17 protein-coding genes are annotated in these 16,382 nt (G+C 70.0%); 1 reads left to right on the top strand and 16 read right to left on the bottom strand.

The features are described from left to right. Positions 1-77: 77 nt before the first annotated feature. The 10 genes from tatC to AB0946_RS16240 all read right to left on the bottom strand — a co-directional run bounded on the left by tatC (position 78) and on the right by AB0946_RS16240 (position 8,628). The gene (gene tatC / locus AB0946_RS16285) at positions 78-1,028 is read right to left on the bottom strand and encodes a twin-arginine translocase subunit TatC (RefSeq protein WP_366761255.1); all 951 of its coding nucleotides are present in this window, start codon (positions 1,026-1,028) and stop codon (positions 78-80) included. A gap of 47 nt (positions 1,029-1,075) precedes the next feature. Further along, a complete protein-coding gene (gene tatA / locus AB0946_RS16280) occupies positions 1,076-1,357 on the bottom strand; it encodes a Sec-independent protein translocase subunit TatA (protein WP_366761254.1) in 282 nt (93 codons plus the stop codon). A gap of 259 nt (positions 1,358-1,616) precedes the next feature. Continuing rightward, on the bottom strand, positions 1,617-1,811 hold the full coding sequence (locus tag AB0946_RS16275) for a hypothetical protein (RefSeq protein WP_366761253.1): 195 nt from the start codon (positions 1,809-1,811) through the stop codon (positions 1,617-1,619). Between the two features lie 42 nt (positions 1,812-1,853). Next, entirely contained in the window at positions 1,854-2,114 is a 261-nt protein-coding gene (locus tag AB0946_RS16270) for a hypothetical protein (protein ID WP_171160135.1), read from the bottom strand. A gap of 145 nt (positions 2,115-2,259) precedes the next feature. Next, on the bottom strand, positions 2,260-3,264 hold the full coding sequence (locus AB0946_RS16265; RefSeq protein WP_366761252.1) for a WYL domain-containing protein: 1,005 nt from the start codon (positions 3,262-3,264) through the stop codon (positions 2,260-2,262). A 14-nt stretch (positions 3,265-3,278) separates the two neighbouring features. Further along, positions 3,279-4,232, bottom strand: a complete 954-nt coding sequence (locus AB0946_RS16260; RefSeq protein ID WP_366761251.1) for a WYL domain-containing protein — start codon at positions 4,230-4,232, stop codon at positions 3,279-3,281. 148 nt (positions 4,233-4,380) lie between these two features. Continuing rightward, positions 4,381-4,752: an FKBP-type peptidyl-prolyl cis-trans isomerase gene (locus AB0946_RS16255; RefSeq protein WP_103812397.1), complete on the bottom strand. Its 372-nt coding sequence runs from the start codon at positions 4,750-4,752 to the stop codon at positions 4,381-4,383. An 86-nt stretch (positions 4,753-4,838) separates the two neighbouring features. Next, positions 4,839-5,843, bottom strand: coding sequence for an FKBP-type peptidyl-prolyl cis-trans isomerase (locus tag AB0946_RS16250; RefSeq protein WP_366761249.1), 1,005 nt, complete (start codon positions 5,841-5,843; stop codon positions 4,839-4,841). Between the two features lie 154 nt (positions 5,844-5,997). Then, positions 5,998-7,359: a Pup--protein ligase gene (pafA, locus tag AB0946_RS16245; RefSeq protein ID WP_366761248.1), complete on the bottom strand. Its 1,362-nt coding sequence runs from the start codon at positions 7,357-7,359 to the stop codon at positions 5,998-6,000. Between the two features lie 9 nt (positions 7,360-7,368). Then, a complete protein-coding gene (locus AB0946_RS16240; protein WP_366761247.1) occupies positions 7,369-8,628 on the bottom strand; it encodes an MFS transporter in 1,260 nt (419 codons plus the stop codon). A 118-nt stretch (positions 8,629-8,746) separates the two neighbouring features. Between AB0946_RS16240 and AB0946_RS16235 the strand changes: the two genes are divergently transcribed. Then, the gene (locus AB0946_RS16235) at positions 8,747-9,766 is read left to right on the top strand and encodes a LacI family DNA-binding transcriptional regulator (RefSeq protein ID WP_366761246.1); all 1,020 of its coding nucleotides are present in this window, start codon (positions 8,747-8,749) and stop codon (positions 9,764-9,766) included. Between the two features lie 60 nt (positions 9,767-9,826). On the opposite strand, the gene prcA is transcribed toward AB0946_RS16235, so the two are convergent. The 6 genes from prcA to arc form a co-directional block, all read right to left on the bottom strand. Further along, positions 9,827-10,582, bottom strand: coding sequence for a proteasome subunit alpha (gene prcA, locus AB0946_RS16230; protein WP_366761245.1), 756 nt, complete (start codon positions 10,580-10,582; stop codon positions 9,827-9,829). 61 nt (positions 10,583-10,643) lie between these two features. Beyond that, on the bottom strand, positions 10,644-11,489 hold the full coding sequence (gene prcB, locus AB0946_RS16225) for a proteasome subunit beta (RefSeq protein WP_366761244.1): 846 nt from the start codon (positions 11,487-11,489) through the stop codon (positions 10,644-10,646). Continuing rightward, positions 11,441-11,674 carry an endonuclease VII domain-containing protein gene (locus tag AB0946_RS16220; RefSeq protein ID WP_366761243.1) on the bottom strand — a complete coding sequence of 78 codons (234 nt, stop codon included), beginning with the start codon at positions 11,672-11,674 and terminating at the stop codon, positions 11,441-11,443. The genes prcB and AB0946_RS16220 overlap by 49 nt, the downstream gene beginning before the upstream one ends. Before the next feature lie 294 nt (positions 11,675-11,968). Beyond that, entirely contained in the window at positions 11,969-12,187 is a 219-nt protein-coding gene (locus AB0946_RS16215; RefSeq protein ID WP_030608326.1) for a ubiquitin-like protein Pup, read from the bottom strand. 171 nt (positions 12,188-12,358) lie between these two features. Further along, complete coding sequence (dop, locus tag AB0946_RS16210) at positions 12,359-13,870, bottom strand: depupylase/deamidase Dop (protein ID WP_366761242.1); 1,512 nt, start codon at positions 13,868-13,870, stop codon at positions 12,359-12,361. Positions 13,871-14,102: 232 nt separating this feature from the next. Further along, a complete protein-coding gene (gene arc, locus AB0946_RS16205) occupies positions 14,103-15,869 on the bottom strand; it encodes a proteasome ATPase (RefSeq protein ID WP_366761241.1) in 1,767 nt (588 codons plus the stop codon). Positions 15,870-16,382: the final 513 nt, after the last annotated feature.

Raw genomic sequence — 16,382 nt, 5'->3', positions numbered from 1 at the left:
GCGGCGGACGGCCCGGTGGGACACGGATGCCCCCGTCCTCGGGGGGCGGGGGCATCGCGCGGCGGCTCGGTGAGGGCTCAGGTCACGTCGTCGTATCCGTTGACCCGGTCGGTGCTCGCCTGCTCGGGCAGGGCCCGGGCGGCCGGGACGGGCTCGACGTCGCCGATGTCCTCGGGCGTCAGGTCGAGCTCGGAGGCCTCGTCGTCGGCGGGGCCCGACGCCTCGCGGCGGCGCCGGCGCTTGTCGTTGAGCAGGGAGAAACCGACCGCGCCGAAGTACAGCACCCAGATCGGCCCGGCGAGGGCCAGCATGGACAGCGGGTCGGTGCTCGGGGTGGCCACGGCCGCGAAGACCGTGATGCCGAGGATCATGGCCCGCCACCAGCCGAGCATGCGCCGGCCGGTCAGCACCCCGGTGAGGTTGAGCATGACCAGCAGCAGCGGCAGCTCGAAGGAGAGACCGAAGACGATCACCATGCGGGTGACCAGCTGGAGCAGGTCGTCGAGCGGCAGCAGGTTCTTGATGTCGCCGTTCGGCGTGAAGTCGATCAGCACCTTCGCGGTGGTCGGCAGCACCTTGTACGCGAAGAAGGCACCGGCGAAGAACAGCGGGGCACCGGTGAAGACGAAGGCGTAGGCGTACTTCTTCTCGTGACGGTGGAGGCCCGGCGCGACGAAGGCCCACAGCTGGTACAGCCAGATCGGCGACGCGAGCACGACACCCGCCATCAGCGACACCTGGAGGGCCAGCGTGAACGGCGCGAGGAGACCGTTGATCGTGATCTCCGCGCACTGGGTCTTGCCGTCGGAATGCGCCAGCTGTGCGAAGGACTCCGGGCAGCCGACCGAGTCGAGGATCGGCTTCGTCAGGAAGTTGATGATGTCGTTGTAGTAGAAGGCCGCGACGATCGTCACGATGACGATGGCCAGCATCGCCTTCGCGAGCCGGTTGCGGAGCTCACGAAGGTGATCCGCGAGGGGCATCCGCCCCTCGGGATCCCTCTCCTTCTTGCGGGCAGGCTTGAGCAACCCACGTCCTCATCTCGTGCGGCAGGCCGGGGGCTTCCGGCCGTGCGTCAGCGCTGGGTGGTGTCCGTCGGCTCGTTGACCGGCCGCGAGCTGGTCACGTCACCGGGGGCCGCCTGGATGGTGCGCTGCGCCGGGGGCTGCTCGCCCGTGGTGGGCGCCTGGGCGGACGTGCTGCCGCCCTCTTCCTTCATCGCCTTGGCCTCGCTCTTGAGGATGCGCGCGGACTTGCCGAGCGAGCGGGCCATGTCCGGAAGCTTCTTCGCGCCGAACAGCAGGATGATGACGACGAGGATGAGAATGATCTCGGGAGCTCCGAGCCTTCCGAACATAAGTCTTTACCTTCTCACCGAGGCGGCTGGGTGGGGTGCTGTCCGACCAGTCGGACATGTGTCCGATGGTCATGCTGGCAGCGATCGTAACGCTCAGGGGTAAACGTGAGGCAATCCCCGTGCGTACTCCCGGTCCACGGTGCGGGCCTCGTTCTCCACACCATGACCAGCAGCGTACCTGTCCCACAGGGCAGCATGACAGGGCGAAGTGACGCAAAGCGCTTGCGCCGCCGGTCTCACGGGCACCGCCCGGCACCGCTCACAGCGCGTCCACAGCGCGGGCCGCGCTCGCGGACGCCCGTTCCAGATCCTCGGCGGCCCTGCTGATACGGCGTGCGGAGTCCGCGACCTGCTCCCCGAGGCGCCGCGCCTCCAGGAACACCCGCACGGCGAGCACCCCCAGGACGGCGACCCCCAGGAAACCCATCGCTACCGCGAACATCGGCCAGAACATGAAGGCGAGCCTAGACCGTCCGCCGACGCGCGACGCGGGGGGCTACACCGTGGAGTGCAGCCGCAGGGTCCTCACCCCGCCGCCGGTGAGCAGCTCGACGATCCGCTCCCCGGCGGGCTTGCGGACAGCGGCGCCGCAGTCGGGGCAGGTGAAGGAGTAGAACGTCGTCCGGCTGCTGGCGCCGATGGCGAGGCGCAGCGCACCGGCGGCGAGTTCGAAGCGGCCGCGGCAGTCCGGGCAGCCGGCCCTGAACATCACCGGGACCGCTCGTCTCATGCCGGCGAAGGCGGTCGCCGCCGTCATCTCACCCGCACGCTCGCTCACAGGCCTCGCTCCTTCTTCCGGTCGTTCACCAGCGGCGTCGCTGGGACCGCCGCGTCGTGCCGTCGCGTGTCCGCGACGCCACGGGGGCTCGCGGCGCGGTTTCCCGCCCCCCTGCGGACGCGCCTCACCGCGAAGGGCCCACCGACGGCTCGGCGTCGTACGCGGCCAACGCCTCCGCCGCCGCTCTGCGGGCGCTCTCCGCCAGCTCCGGCGGGGAGACGATCCGGCCGTCACGGCCGAGGCGCAGGGCGAGTCGGCGCAGGGAGGCCGGGTCGGGGGTACGCAGAGTGATACGCAGCCCGCCGTCGGGAAGCTCATCGGCGCTGTCGTGCGGGTAGTACTCGGCGACCCAGCGGCCACCGGGGCCGACCTCGACGACCACCTCGGGGTCCTCGGCGGCCGGCTGCACCAGCCCTTCGGAGAGGTCGCGCAGTTCTATCTCGGGCGGGGCCGAGGGCGCGTCGAGGATCTTGATCTCGGCGACCCGGTCGAGGCGGAAGGTGCGCCGTGCCTCGGAGCGGCGGCACCATGCCTCCACATAGGTGTGACCCACGCTGACCAGGCGGATCGGATCGATCTCGCGCTCGGTGACCTCGTCCCGGGCCGGGGAGTAGTAGCGGATCCACAGCCGGCGGCGCTCGGAGATCGCCCGGTCCACATCGGCGAAGACGCCGCCCTCGGACTCGAAGGTCACCGACAGCCGGGAGCTGGCACCGGCGGCCTCACCGGCCGCGGCCTCCACCTTGGCGGTGGCCCGCAGCAGGGCCTGGCGGTCACTCTCGCGCAGGCCGGGCAGGGTCGACACGGCACGGGCGGCGACCAGCAGCGCGGTGGCCTCGTCGGCGGCGAGCCGGAGCGGTTCCGCCGCCTCCTCGCCGAGCGCGGCCGGGTTGTGCCACCAGATGCGCTCGCCGTCGGTGTCGATGTCCAGCAGGTCGCCGCCGCGGAAGCTGGTGCCGCACATGGGCAGCAGATCGAGGTCGGCGACCAGCTCGTCCTCGGTGATGCCGAACGCGCGCGCCACATCGGCGATCCGGGCGCCGGGGCGCTCTCGGAGGTAGGTCACCAGGGAGAGCATCCGCCGCGTCTGGTCGATGGCGTTGACCGTCCTGGCCGGTTTGACTGCCACAGTCCCGCTCCCCCTCAGCCCTTGGCCACGGCGCGCAGCCGGTCCACCACGTCGGCCCGCAGCTCGGCCGGCTCCACGACCACCACGTCCGGCCCGAACTCCACCAGCCAGGCGTCCAGGCCGTGCCCGTACGGAATCTCCAACTCGTCCCAGCCGTGTCCGAGTTCCCGGACCGCGGTGGCCTTCGCCCGAAGGGGGTAACCGGCCCCGGAGCGCAGCCGGATCAGGGCCGAGCGGTCGGCGATCTCACCGGCCCAGCCGGCGACGGTCTCGCGCACGGTGACGACGTCCGGCACGGGCGCGGTGAAGCCCGTGCCCCGGGAGCGGACCCTGCCGGTGATCCGGGAGAGCCGGAAGACGCGCTCGGCGCCCCGGTCGCGGTCGAAGCCGGCCAGGTACCAGTGGCCGCGCCAGCACTCCAGCGCCCACGGTTCGACGTGCCGGGGCTCGGGATGGGCGGCGGAGGCCTTGCGGTACTCGAAGATCACCGGGCGGCGGTCGCGGCAGGCCAGCATCAGCGGCTCGAAGGCGGCCTCGTGCACCGGGATGCGCGGCTCCAGGGCGCCGTGCGCCTCGTACGGGTCGACGTCCTCCGGGAGCCCGGCCGCGCGCAGCTTCTGCAGGGCGCCGCTGGCGGCCCCGGCCAGCCGGGCCTGCTGCCAGACCTTGGCGGCGAGGCCCAGGGCGGCGGCCTCCTCGGCGTCCAGGGTGATGGGGGGCAGGCGGTTGCTGTCGCGGCGGGCGAGGTAGCCGACCTCGCCTTCGAGGTTCTCGACGGTCTCGATGACCAGGCCCAGTTCCCGCAGGTCGTCCTTGTCCCGCTCGAACATGCGGTTGAAGGAGTCGTCACTGCCCGCTTCCAGGTAGGCCTCGATGGACTCGCGCAGCTCCCGCTTGCTGAGCGGCCGCCGCGTCCCGAGCAGACACAGCGCGAGGTTCATCAGCCGCTCGGCCTTGGCAATGGCCATCGACGCCCTTCGCCTTCCCTATGGTGCTTCCGACCGACGACCGTACCGCTCCGCGGGTCGGTGACAAAAGCCGAGGGCCCATGCCCGAGCAGGCATGGGCCCCAGGTGGTCGGTTCCGGTCGGATCCGGCCGGCCGGTCTGGTGTGGATCAGACGCCGAGCAGGTCGACCACGAAGATCAGGGTCTCGCCGGGCTTGATCGCCGGGGTCGGGCTCTGGTTGCCGTAGGCGAGGTGGGCGGGGATGGTCAGCTGGCGGCGGCCGCCGACCTTCATGCCCTGCACGCCCTGGTCCCAGCCCTTGATGACCCGGCCGGCACCCAGCGGGAAGCGGAACGGCGTGCCGCGGTTCCAGCTGGCGTCGAACTCCTCGCCCGTGCTGAAGGCGACGCCCACGTAGTGGACGGTGACGTTCTGGCCCGCCTGCGCGACCGGTCCGTCGCCCTCCCAGATGTCCTTGATCTCCAGGTCCGCCGGGGGCTCGCCGCCCGGGAAGTCGATCTCGGGCTTGTCGATGCTCACGTCAAAAGCTCCTGCTTGTGTACGACACGAAACGTGGACAGTCTTTCATCATCGCGGGTCTCCCGCCCGCCCCGGGCGCCCGGGCGCTACATCGCCGCGAGGATGTCCACGGTGAACACGAGGGTGGCGCCCTTCTTGATGACTCCGCCGCTCGGCGGGTTGTCGCCGTACCCCAGGTCCGGCGGGACGACGATCAGGACCCGGCTGCCGACCTTCTTGCCGGTCAGGCCCTGGGCGAGGCCCTTGACCGCCTGCTGCATCTGCTCCAGCGAGAACTGGCTGAGCCGGCCGGAGCCGTACGTCCGCTGGAAGGTCTTGCCGCCGTCCCAGACCAGGCCCTGGAACTGGCACAGGATTGTCTGGTCGGCCTTCAGCTGCGGACCGTCGCCCTCCAGGACGTACTCCGACACGAGCTTCTTCGGCGGGTCGGTCCTGGGCACGGTGACCTTGGGCACCTGGCCGTCGGTGTTGGTGGCCACCTTCGGCAGGGCCGCGTCGTTCTGCGGGACCGGCGTGCCCTTGACGGAGCTCTTGGAGTTGAAGGAGTCGATCAGGTCGATGACGAAGACCAGGGTGTCGGTGCCCTTGATGCCCGCCTGCGCGTTGCCCTCCGTGCCATAGCCCCAGGTGGGCGGGACGGCGATCTGGACGCGGCTGCCGGTCTTCTTGCCCGCGAGGCCGTACCGCCAGCCGTCGATGATGCCGCCCTGGGCGAGCTGGATGACCAGGGGGCGCTTGCGGTCGTAGGAGTTGTCGAAGACCTTGGCCGTGCTCCAGATCTGGCCGAGGTAGTTCGCCTGGATGAAGTCGTTCTCCGCGACCGTGCGGCCACTGCCCGCGATCAGCGTCTTCACCGCGAGGTTCTTCGACGGGTCGCCCGGTCCCTTGGCGACGGTCGGCTTCTCGCCGAACTTCGTGCCCGCCGTGACCGCCGGCAGCGGCCCGTCCACGATCTTGGGCGGGGGCGCGGACGACGCCGAGGCCGACGGTGAGGCGCCGGTCTTGCTGGAGTCGGACTTGTCGTCACCGCATCCGGCGAGCGTGACCAGTCCTGCGGGAACGGCGGCGAGGAGGAGTGAGCGTCGGCGCACGGAAGAGCCTCGTAATCGGTCGGTCTTGCGGATGGCGTGCGCGCAACTCTACGACCCGGACAGGGCGCCGTACGGGAAACGTACGGCGCCCGTGTGGCGTTCCGGCCCTGTGTGCCGTAACGCCGGGCCCACCTCCCGCATCACCTCCCGGTGACTACATTCCGGCGATCAGCTTTTCCACCCGGTCGTCCACCGAACGGAACGGGTCCTTGCACAACACGGTGCGCTGTGCCTGGTCGTTGAGCTTGAGGTGCACCCAGTCGACCGTGAAGTCCCTGCGCTGTTCCTGTGCCCGCCGGATGAAGTCGCCGCGCAGCCGCGCGCGAGTGGTCTGCGGGGGGACCGACTTGCCTTCGAAGATCTTCAAGTCGTTGCAGATCCGGGCGGCTTGGCCCTTCCTCTCCAGCAGGTAGTACAGGCCACGACGACGGTGGATGTCGTGGTAGGCGAGGTCTATCTGGGCGACCCGCGGGTGCGACATCGTCATGTTGTGCTTGGCCCGGTACCGCTCGATGAGCTTGTACTTCATGACCCAGTCGATCTCGGTCTCGATGCGGTCGAGTTCCTCGTTCTCGATCGCTTCGAGGGTGCGGCCCCACAGCTCCAGGACCTGCGCGACCGTGCCGGTGCGGATGCCCCGGCGGTCGCAGAAGTCCACGGCCTTGTCGAAGTACTCGCGCTGCACCTCCAGCGCCGACGCCTCCCGGCCGCTGGCCAGGCGCACCTTGCGCCGTCCGGTGATGTCGTGGCTGACCTCGCGGATCGCCCGGATCGGGTTCTCCAGGGTGAGGTCGCGCATCACGGTGCCGGCCTCGATCATGCGCAGCACCAGGTCGGTGGCGCCGACCTTGAGCAGCATCGTCGTCTCCGACATGTTCGAGTCGCCGACGATGACGTGCAGCCGGCGGTAGCGCTCGGCGTCCGCGTGGGGTTCGTCGCGGGTGTTGATGATGGGCCGGGAGCGGGTCGTCGCCGAGGAGACGCCCTCCCAGATGTGCTCCGCCCGCTGGCTGACGCAGTAGACCGCGCCGCGCGGGGTCTGGAGCACCTTGCCGGCGCCGCACAGCAGCTGCCGGGTGACGAGGAAGGGGATGAGGATGTCCGCGAGCCGGGAGAACTCCCCGTGCCGGGCCACCAGGTAGTTCTCGTGGCAGCCGTAGGAGTTGCCCGCCGAGTCGGTGTTGTTCTTGAAGAGGTAGACGTCGCCCGCGATTCCCTCCTCGTGCAGGCGTCGTTCCGCGTCCACCAGGAGTCCTTCGAGAATGCGCTCGCCGGCCTTGTCGTGGGTGACCAGTTCGATCACGTTGTCACATTCGGGGGTCGCGTATTCCGGATGTGAGCCCACGTCGAGATAGAGCCGGGCGCCGTTTCGCAGAAAGACATTGCTGCTGCGGCCCCATGACACGACACGGCGGAAGAGGTACCGCGCCACCTCGTCAGGAGACAGGCGGCGCTGTCCCCTGAACGTGCACGTGACGCCGTACTCGTTCTCCAGCCCGAAAATGCGGCGGTCCATGAGGGAACATTACGCCCGATCCCCCGAGCTGAAACGGGGTTCGGCAGCACGATTTGGATCATTTTCCGATGAAGCCGCAACGATTCCGCCCCGCGCGGGAGCTGCGAGGACCCGTCCGGTGGCGAGCAGGACCAGCAGCGACACGGCCCCGGCGGCACCCGGCAGCGCGAAGCCCCACAGCGTGCCACCGGCCTGGACCACCGGCCCTGCCAGGCCCGTTCCCACCGAGGCGCCCACGGTGAACGTGGTGACAAGCCAGGAGAACGCCTCGGTGACGGTGCCGCTCGGGGCGTGCCGGTCGACGATGATGAACGCGCAGGCGATGCAGGGCGCGAGGAAGACACCGGCGACCACGCTGAGCAACACCATGGCCACAGGTCCGGGCGTCAGCATCAGCGGCAGGTAACACACCGCCAGGAGGGCCACCAGCACCCGGAGTCGCCGTTCGGGCGCGCCGCCCCAGGCGCGGGCGCCGTAGACGGTGCCGCCCGCCAGGGCCCCGAGGCCCACCCCGGCCATCAGCCAGCCGTACACCGCGTCACCGCCGTGACCGTCCGCGTACGACACCGAGGCGACCGTGATGGAACCCAGCGCGATGCCGACGAACAGGAAGGCGGCGAGCAGCACGAGCAGGCCGGGCGAGCGCAGGGCGCCCAGCCAGTGGGCCTCGCGCGGAGCCGAGCGCCACGCGCGCGAGGGCGGCGAGACCACCACGGAGAGCGCGCCGAGCACGCCCAGCAGGTTGAGCGCGAGGAGGGCGGCGCGCTCGTCCCACAGGGTCACGCACAGGGTCACCAGCAGCGGCCCTGCGGTGAACATGACCTCCTGCGCGATGGCGTCCATGGCGTACGCGGTGTGCACCTGCTCCTCACGGCCCAGCACGGACGGCCACAGCGCGCGCAGACCGCCCTCCAGGGGCGGGGTGAACAGGCCGGCCGCCGCGACGGCCGCGTAGGCGAGCGGCAGCGGGGAGGTGCCCGAGAAGGCGAAGAGGGTCATGGCCAGGGCGGCGAGGACGGCCGCGGGCAGCTGGACGCGCGGCTGGCCGTACAGGTCCACGAGGCGGCCCAGCACGGGCTGCCCGACGGCGTTGGCGACGCCGTACACGGCGGCCAGGGCGCCGGCGAGGCTGTAGCTGCCGCCCTCGGCGCGGACGAAGAGCACCAGGGCGATGGCGGCGGTGGCGTTGGGCAGCCGGCCCACCAGGGTGCCGGTGAGCAGCCGCAGGGCGTGCCTCGCCCTCAGGATGTCCAGGTATCCCGTGGCCATGTGCTGCCCTCCGCGGCTCGCCGGGACGCCCTGAGGGCCCGGAAGTGTTACGTATAACGTCTCTCGTTCATACGTACCATGTGCGCATTCGCACGTCCAGACGACCGGGAGTCATGTGGTGGCCCGCAGCAGTACGCGCCCGACCAGCCGGGACGTCGCCCGGGCGGCCGGGGTCTCCCAGGCCGCCGTCTCCCTCGTGCTGGGCGACAAGTGGCGCGGCCGGGTCTCCGAGACCACCGCCGAGCGCGTCCGCGAGGCCGCGCGCGACCTGGGCTACCGCCCCAACCTCGCCGCCCGCAACCTCCGGCTGGGCCGCACCCGTACCGTCCTGCTCGTGGTCCCCGCCCTGACGACGGAGTTCTTCGCCGGCGTCTACACCGGCGCCGCGCGCGTGGCGGCCGAACACGGCTTCGGCGTGGTGCTGTACCCCTCCCCCGCGGGCATCGGCCCGGCCCGCGACCCCTTCGCCTCCGCTCAGGCCGCCCTGGACGGCGTCATCGCCTCCTCGATGGCCGCCGACGCCCTCACCGCGATCCGGGGCGACCAGCTGCCCCTGGTCATGCTCGACAGCGACCCGGAGGGCAGCCTGGGCGCCGCGACCGTGAACCTGGACATCGCCGACGGCGTCCGGCAGGTCGCCGCGCACCTGCTGGCCCTCGGCCACCGCCGCGTGCTGCACCTCGCCGCCGACGTACCCTCCTGGACCTTCGAGGTCCGCGCCAGGGAGCTGGCCGCGCACCTGGCCGCCGTACCGGGCACCGAGGTCCGCACGGCACGGGCCCCGATCTCCATCGAGGGCGCGCTCACCGCCACCGAGGCCGCGCTCACCGCACCGGGCCCCCGGCCGACGGCGGTGGTCTGCGACGACGACAAGCTCGCCGCCGGCGCCTACAAGGCGCTGCGCCGGCTGGGGCTGCGCGTCCCGGACGACATGTCCGTCACCGGCCTGGACGACCTGGCCCTGGCCACCGCGCTCGACCCCGAGCTGACGACGGTACGGCTGGACGCCGAGCTGTTCGGGGAACGGGGCATGCGGGCCCTGCTGGCGGTCCTGGAGGGCCGGGAGCCGGACGGCGGGGACATCCCCGTCGAGCTGGTCGTGCGGGGCTCCACGGCGCCGCCACGCGCGCCGGCGTGAAAAGCCGGGTGCCCCGGCCGGAGATCCGGCCGGGGCACCCGGCGACACGTGCCGGGGCGGCTACTCCTCGTCGGAGTCGTCGGGGCCGTCCGCGCTCTCCGCCTCCGTGCTCGCGCCGTCCGCCGCCAGCAGCCGGGCGAGCTGGCGGCCGACGATGCGCTTGAACTTGCGCTTCTGCGGGCGCGTGCGGTCCAGGACGGCGACCTCCAGGCGCTCGGCGGGGATCTCCCGCTCGCTGCCGTTGGTGTCCCGCGACAGGGCCTGCACGGCCAGCTTGAGGGCCTCGGCGAGGCTCATGCCGTCACGGTGGCGCTGGTCCAGGAAACCGCTGATCTGCTCGGCGTTGCCGCCCACCGCAACCGAGCCGTGCTCGTCCACGATGGAACCGTCGTGCGGCAGCCGGTAGATCTGGTCGCCCTCGGGGGTCTCCCCCACCTCGGCCACCACCAGCTCCACCTCGTACGGCTTCTCGGCCGCGGAGGAGAAGATCGTGCCCAGCGTCTGGGCGTAGACGTTGGCCAGGCCGCGGGCGGTGACGTCGTCGCGGTCGTAGGTGTAGCCGCGCAGGTCGGCGTAGCGGACACCGCCGATGCGCAGGTTCTCGTACTCGTTGTACTTGCCGGCCGCCGCGAAGCCGATCCGGTCGTAGATCTCGCTGAACTTGTGCAGCGCGCGGGACGGGTTCTCGCCGACGAAGACGATGCCGTCGGCGTACTGCAGCACGACCAGGCTGCGGCCGCGGGCGATGCCCTTGCGGGCGTACTCCGCCCGGTCGGCCATGGCCTGCTGGGGTGAGACATAGAACGGCGTCGACACCGGTTATCCGTCCCTTTCTGTCATGGTCACTGGATCACCTTGATAAGAACCGGGCCCGCGCTCAGAGCAGGGCGGCCTTGGGGCCGTCGGGCTCCTCCAGGCGCTTCTGGAGCACCGCGCGGGCGATCTCCGACGACTCGTCCTCGGTGAGCCGGCGGAAGCCGTCCTCGGTGATCACGGTGATGATCGGGTAGATCCGGCGGGCGACATCGGGACCGCCGGTCGCCGAGTCGTCGTCAGCCGCGTCGTAGAGGGCCTGCACCACCAGGGTGGTGGCCTGCTCCTCGGTCAGGTCGCCACGGAACAGCTTCTTCATCGCACCGCGCGCGAAGATCGAGCCGGAACCCGTCGCCGCGAAGTTGTGCTCCTCGGAACGGCCGCCCGTGACGTCGTAGGAGAAGATGCGCCCCTTCTCGCGGTCCAGGTCGTACCCCGCGAAGAGGGGGACCACGGCCAGGCCCTGCATGGCCATGCCGAGGTTGGAGCGGATCATGGTCGACAGCCGGTTCGCCTTGCCCTCCAGGGACAGCTGGGCGCCCTCGACCTTCTCGAAGTGCTCCAGCTCCAGCTGGAAGAGCTTGACCATCTCGACGGCCAGGCCGGCGGTGCCGGCGATGCCGACGGCCGAGTACTCGTCGGCCGGGAACACCTTCTCGATGTCCCGCTGCGCGATCACGTTGCCCATCGTGGCCCGGCGGTCACCGGCGAGCACCACGCCGCCGGGGAACGTCACGGCCACGATGGTCGTGCCGTGCGGCGCCTCGAGCACGCCCTTGGTGGGCGGCAGCTGCCGGTTGCCGGGCAGCAGCTCGGGCTGGTGCTCGGCGAGGAAGTCCATGAACGAAGAGGATCCTGGCGTCAGGAAGGCAGCTGGTAGACGCCCGGTGCCACGAGAGTTGGCTTCCACGAGGTTCCTTCCAAGTAGGCAACGGCACGACGGCCAACCTCGGGGTCGTCCCTCAATTTGCCGATGGCCGAGTTGCAGTTGAAGCACAGTACGCCACGGACACTACCCGTCTTGTGGCAGTGATCCACATGCTCGGCGGGGGCCGCGAGACAGATGCAACAGATGCCTCGCTGCTCCGCGATCATGGCGCCCGGCTCCCACTCGGAGTGGGGCTTGATCGCTTCGCACTGCGGACACCGCTTGTGCCCGGGCGGGACCGGCACCCTCTGCCGAACCACCCTCCCCTTGGCCTGCCGGCGCTGCCGGTAGTACTCGGCAGAGCACTCACGGCAGTACGCCTGAAGGCCGTCGGGCATCGACCTGTTTCCGGCGAAAGCTGCCCGCGGCAGGTTGCGCATGCACCGCGAGCAGCGCCGCAATGTCGTCTCTTCCACTGCCCGAACTCCCACCCCTTACCTTCGAATCGAAGGCGAGGAGCCCTACTGGCCACCCTTCTGAACGAATGACCTCACGAAGTCTTCTGCGTTCTCTTCGAGCACGTCGTCGATCTCGTCCAGGACGGAGTCCACGTCGTCCGACAGCTTCTCGTGCCGCTCCTTGAGGTCCTCCGAGGCCTGCGCGTCCTGCGCCTGCTCCTCGACCTCTTCCGTGGACCGGGTGGCCTTCTGCTGGCCGCCGCCGGTGTCCTTGGTCGCCATAACCTCACCCCGCTCAGTTCGCCTGCCGATCGGTGATGATCAGACCCTACAAGCCGGGTCCGACATCGGCCCCGCAGTTTCCACAACGTACGGGGGCCACCCCGATGATTCCCGGGCGGTGGGGTTTCCACCCCGGCCGCCCGGACCCACCGGGTAGCCTTCTGGTTCCGCTCACCCGCCGGACAGGACCCTGACCAGGTCTTCCGCGGTACGGCAGCGGTCCAGGAGCTCCTTGACGTGATTTCGCGTTCCGCGTAGCGGTTCCAGGGTTGGAACGCGCTGGAGCGAGTCGCGGCCGGGGAGGTCGAAGATGACCGAGTCCCAGGAGGCGGCCGCGACGTCGTCCGCGTACTGCTCCAGGCAGCGTCCGCGGAAGTAGGCGCGCGTGTCCTCCGGGGGCTTCCTGCGGGCCCTGTCGACCTCGGACTCGTCCAGCAGCCGCTTCATGCGCCCGCGGGCCGCCAGGCGGTTGTACAGGCCCTTCTCGGCCCGTACGTCGGCGTACTGGAGGTCGACCAGGTGCAGCCGGGCCGCGTCCCAGTCCAGGTCGTCGCGGCGGCGGTAGCCCTCCATCAGCTCCCGCTTGGCGACCCAGTCCAGCTCGCCGGCCAGGCTCATCGGGTCGTTCTCCAGCCGGGTGAGGGTGTCCTCCCAGCGGCTGAGGACGTCCTTGGTCTGGTCGTCGGCGTCGGCGCCGAAGCGCTCCTCGACGTACTTGCGGGCCAGCTCGAAGTACTCCATCTGCAACTGGACCGCGGTGAGCGTGCGCCCGCTGCGCAGGGTGACCAGTCGCTTGAGGGAGGGGTCGTGCGAGACCTGGTGGAGGGTGCGCACGGGCTGGTCGACGGCGAGGTCCACGGCGATGAAGCCGTCCTCGATCATGGACAGGACCAGGGCGGTCGTGCCCAGCTTCAGGTACGTCGAGATCTCGGAGAGGTTCGCGTCGCCGATGATCACGTGCAGCCGTCGGTACTTCTCGGCGTCCGCGTGCGGCTCGTCGCGGGTGTTGATGATCGGCCGCTTGAGCGTCGTCTCCAGGCCGACCTCGACCTCGAAGTAGTCCGCGCGCTGGCTGATCTGGAAGCCGTGCTCGTGCCCGTCCTGACCGATGCCGACACGGCCGGCCCCGGCGAAGACCTGGCGGGAGACGAAGAAGGGCGTGAGGTGGCGCACGATGTCCGAGAAGGGGGTCTCCCGCTTCATCAGGTAGTTCTCGTGCGTGCCGTAGGAGGCGCCCTTGTTGTCGGTGTTGTTCTTGTAGAGGTGGATCGGCTGGGCGCCGGGCAGCTGCGCGGCCCGCTCGGCGGCCTCGGCCATGATCCGCTCGCCGGCCTTGTCCCAGAGGACGGCGTCGCGGGGGTTGGTGACCTCGGGTGCGCTGTACTCGGGATGGGCGTGGTCGACGTAGAGGCGCGCACCGTTGGTGAGGATCACGTTGGCCAGGCCGATGTCCTCGTCCGTGAGCTGGCTGGAGTCGGCGGCCTCCCGGGCGAGGTCGAAGCCTCGCGCGTCGCGCAGCGGGTTCTCCTCCTCGAAGTCCCAGCGGGCCCGGCGGGCCCGGTGCATCGCCGCCGCGTAGGCGTTGACGATCTGGGACGAGGTGAGCATGGCATTGGCGTTCGGGTGGCCGGGGACGGAGATCCCGTACTCCGTCTCGATGCCCATTACTCGCCGTACGGTCATGCGGCCCTCCTTGCCCGGCGGCACCCTCGGTCGTGGGCGCCGCTCACGTACCGCTGGCGCTCCGGTGCGTGTGCGGTGCCCGTCCCCGCACGGCGCGACTCGGCGGCAGGAACGAGCCTAGAACGCCTTTGCGCTGGTGGGGAGATCATTTGCGTCATTGGCTGCTCCGGTCGTGGCCCGAAAAACAGTCGGCTGCGGGTACCCGCCGAGGGCACCCGCAGCCGCCCTGCCGTTACAGGTACTGACCGGTGTTCGCCACCGTGTCGATGGAGCGTCCGGTGTCCGCGCCCTGCTTCCCGGTGATGAGCGTACGGATGTACACGATCCGCTCGCCCTTCTTTCCGGAGATCCGGGCCCAGTCGTCCGGGTTGGTGGTGTTGGGCAGGTCCTCGTTCTCCTTGAACTCGTCCACGCAGGCCTGGAGCAGGTGGGAGACGCGGAGACCCTTCTGGCTCTTCTCCAGGAAGTCCTTGATCGCCATCTTCTTGGCGCGGCCCACGATGTTCTCGATCATGGCGCCGGAATTGAAGTCCTTGAAGTAGAGGACTTCCTTGTCGCCGTTGGCGTAGGTGACCTCCAGGAAGCGGTTCTCCTCGGATTCGGCGTACATGTGCTCGACCGCGGTCTGGATCATGCCCTGGACCGTGGAGCCCTTGTCGCCGCCGTGCTCCGCGAGGTCGTCCGCGTGCAGCGGCAGACGCTCGGTGAGGTACTTGCCGAAGATGTCCTTCGCCGCCTCCGCGTCCGGACGCTCGATCTTGATCTTCACGTCGAGCCGGCCGGGGCGCAGGATGGCGGGGTCGATCATGTCCTCGCGGTTGGAGGCGCCGATCACGACCACGTTCTGCAGGCCCTCCACGCCGTCGATCTCGGCGAGCAGCTGCGGGACGATGGTGTTCTCCACGTCCGAGCTGACACCGGAGCCGCGGGTGCGGAAGAGGGATTCCATCTCGTCGAAGAAGACGATCACGGGGGTGCCCTCGCTGGCCTTCTCACGCGCACGCTGGAAGACGAGGCGGATCTGCCGCTCGGTCTCGCCGACGTACTTGTTGAGCAGCTCGGGGCCCTTGATGTTCAGGAAGAAGCTCTTGCCCGCCGCCTGGCCGGTGACCTCGGCGACCTTCTTGGCCAGCGAGTTCGCCACGGCCTTGGCGATCAGTGTCTTGCCGCAGCCGGGCGGGCCGTAGAGCAGGACGCCCTTGGGCGGGCGCAGCTCGTGCTCCTTGAACAGGTCCGGGTAGAGGTACGGCAGCTCCACCGCGTCGCGGATGGCCTCGATCTGGTTGCCGAGACCGCCGATCTGCTCGTAGCCGATGTCGGGGACCTCTTCGAGGACCAGTTCCTCGACCTCGCTCTTGGGCACGACCTCGTAGACGTAGCCCGAGCGCGGTTCGAGCAGGAGCGCGTCGCCGGGGCGGATGGTGACGTCCAGCAGCGGCTCGGCGAGCCGTACCACCCGCTCCTCGTCGGTGTGCCCCAGTACCAGGGCACGCTCGCCGTCCTCCAGGATCTCCTTGAGGGTGACGATGTCGCCGACGCGCTCGAACTCCATGGCCTCGACCACGTTGAGCGCTTCGTTGAGCATGACTTCCTGGCCGCGCCGCAGCTCGTCGACCTCGACGCTGGGGCTGACGTTCACCCGGAGCTTGCGGCCGCCGGTGAAGATGTCCGCGGTGCCGTCCTCGTTGGCCTGCAGGAAGACACCGAAGCCGGCCGGCGGCTGAGCGAGCCGGTCGACCTCCTCCTTGAGGGCCACGATCTGGTCGCGGGCCTCACGGAGGGTGTTGGCCAGTCGTTCGTTCTGGGCGGACACGCCGGCCAGGTTGGTCTGCAGCTCGACGATCCGCTCTTCGAGAATCCTCGTGTGGCGCGGAGAGTCGGCGAGCTTGCGGCGCAGGACGGCGATCTCCTGCTCAAGGTAGGCGATCTGCCCGGCCGGGTCGTCGGACCCGCGTCCCGGGCGGATGCCGCGGTTCATGTCGTCGTCGTGGGCTGCCACGGTCCTCACCTCCTCCAAGGGGAGCTGGACGCTTCCAGACCCTACCTGGGTGGGTGTCGATTGAAACCCCTAGATCACAAAGACTGTCAAGGTGTGTCGTCGGTCACCCGGTGCACACTCCCTCGCACGGAGGGGATACCCACTCAACGTGAAGGGAAAGCCGCTTGTTCCATGCATGGCGTGGTCGAATCCCTTCATTACTGACCGGAGTTGTCCGCACCCAACCGATCGGCCCGTATACGGGCAGCACACAGAGCGCTCGTACGATCATCACGCAGAGCGACGGTGTCGGCGGATGGTGTGACCGCCGTGGCGGCCTGAAGTGATCGACCCGGCCGCCGGGGAACCCCTTTCCCGGTCCGGCGCTGGTACCCGAGCGGGCCGGGCCGGAAACCCCGGACCGGTCCCACACGGCAACAATTCGGGCGGAGGTAGGGTCGGGGGTGTTCAACAGCCGCTGGAGCGGACCCGGCTGGCCCTCGGGTGCCCGGACCGCCCGGCGAACCGACGGCA

The sequence above is a fragment of the Streptomyces sp. NPDC046870 genome, assembly GCF_040704595.1.
GTDB classification, from domain to species: Bacteria; Actinomycetota; Actinomycetes; order Streptomycetales; family Streptomycetaceae; genus Streptomyces; species Streptomyces argyrophylli.
The sequence above is the reverse complement of the archived record's forward strand: the minus strand, read 5'-3'. Positions and strand labels throughout refer to the sequence as shown.

Coding starts and splice junctions, on each gene's coding strand:
- tatA (WP_366761254.1), bottom strand. CDS start 1,357: ATGTTCGGAAGGCTCGGAGCTCCCGAGATCATTCTCATCCTCGTCGTC.
- AB0946_RS16275 (WP_366761253.1), bottom strand. CDS start 1,811: ATGTTCTGGCCGATGTTCGCGGTAGCGATGGGTTTCCTGGGGGTCGCC.
- AB0946_RS16270 (WP_171160135.1), bottom strand. CDS start 2,114: ATGACGGCGGCGACCGCCTTCGCCGGCATGAGACGAGCGGTCCCGGTG.
- AB0946_RS16260 (WP_366761251.1), bottom strand. CDS start 4,232: ATGGCCATTGCCAAGGCCGAGCGGCTGATGAACCTCGCGCTGTGTCTG.
- pafA (WP_366761248.1), bottom strand. CDS start 7,359: ATGGACCGCCGCATTTTCGGGCTGGAGAACGAGTACGGCGTCACGTGC.
- AB0946_RS16240 (WP_366761247.1), bottom strand. CDS start 8,628: ATGGCCACGGGATACCTGGACATCCTGAGGGCGAGGCACGCCCTGCGG.
- AB0946_RS16220 (WP_366761243.1), bottom strand. CDS start 11,674: ATGATCGCGGAGCAGCGAGGCATCTGTTGCATCTGTCTCGCGGCCCCC.
- AB0946_RS16215 (WP_030608326.1), bottom strand. CDS start 12,187: ATGGCGACCAAGGACACCGGCGGCGGCCAGCAGAAGGCCACCCGGTCC.
- dop (WP_366761242.1), bottom strand. CDS start 13,870: ATGACCGTACGGCGAGTAATGGGCATCGAGACGGAGTACGGGATCTCC.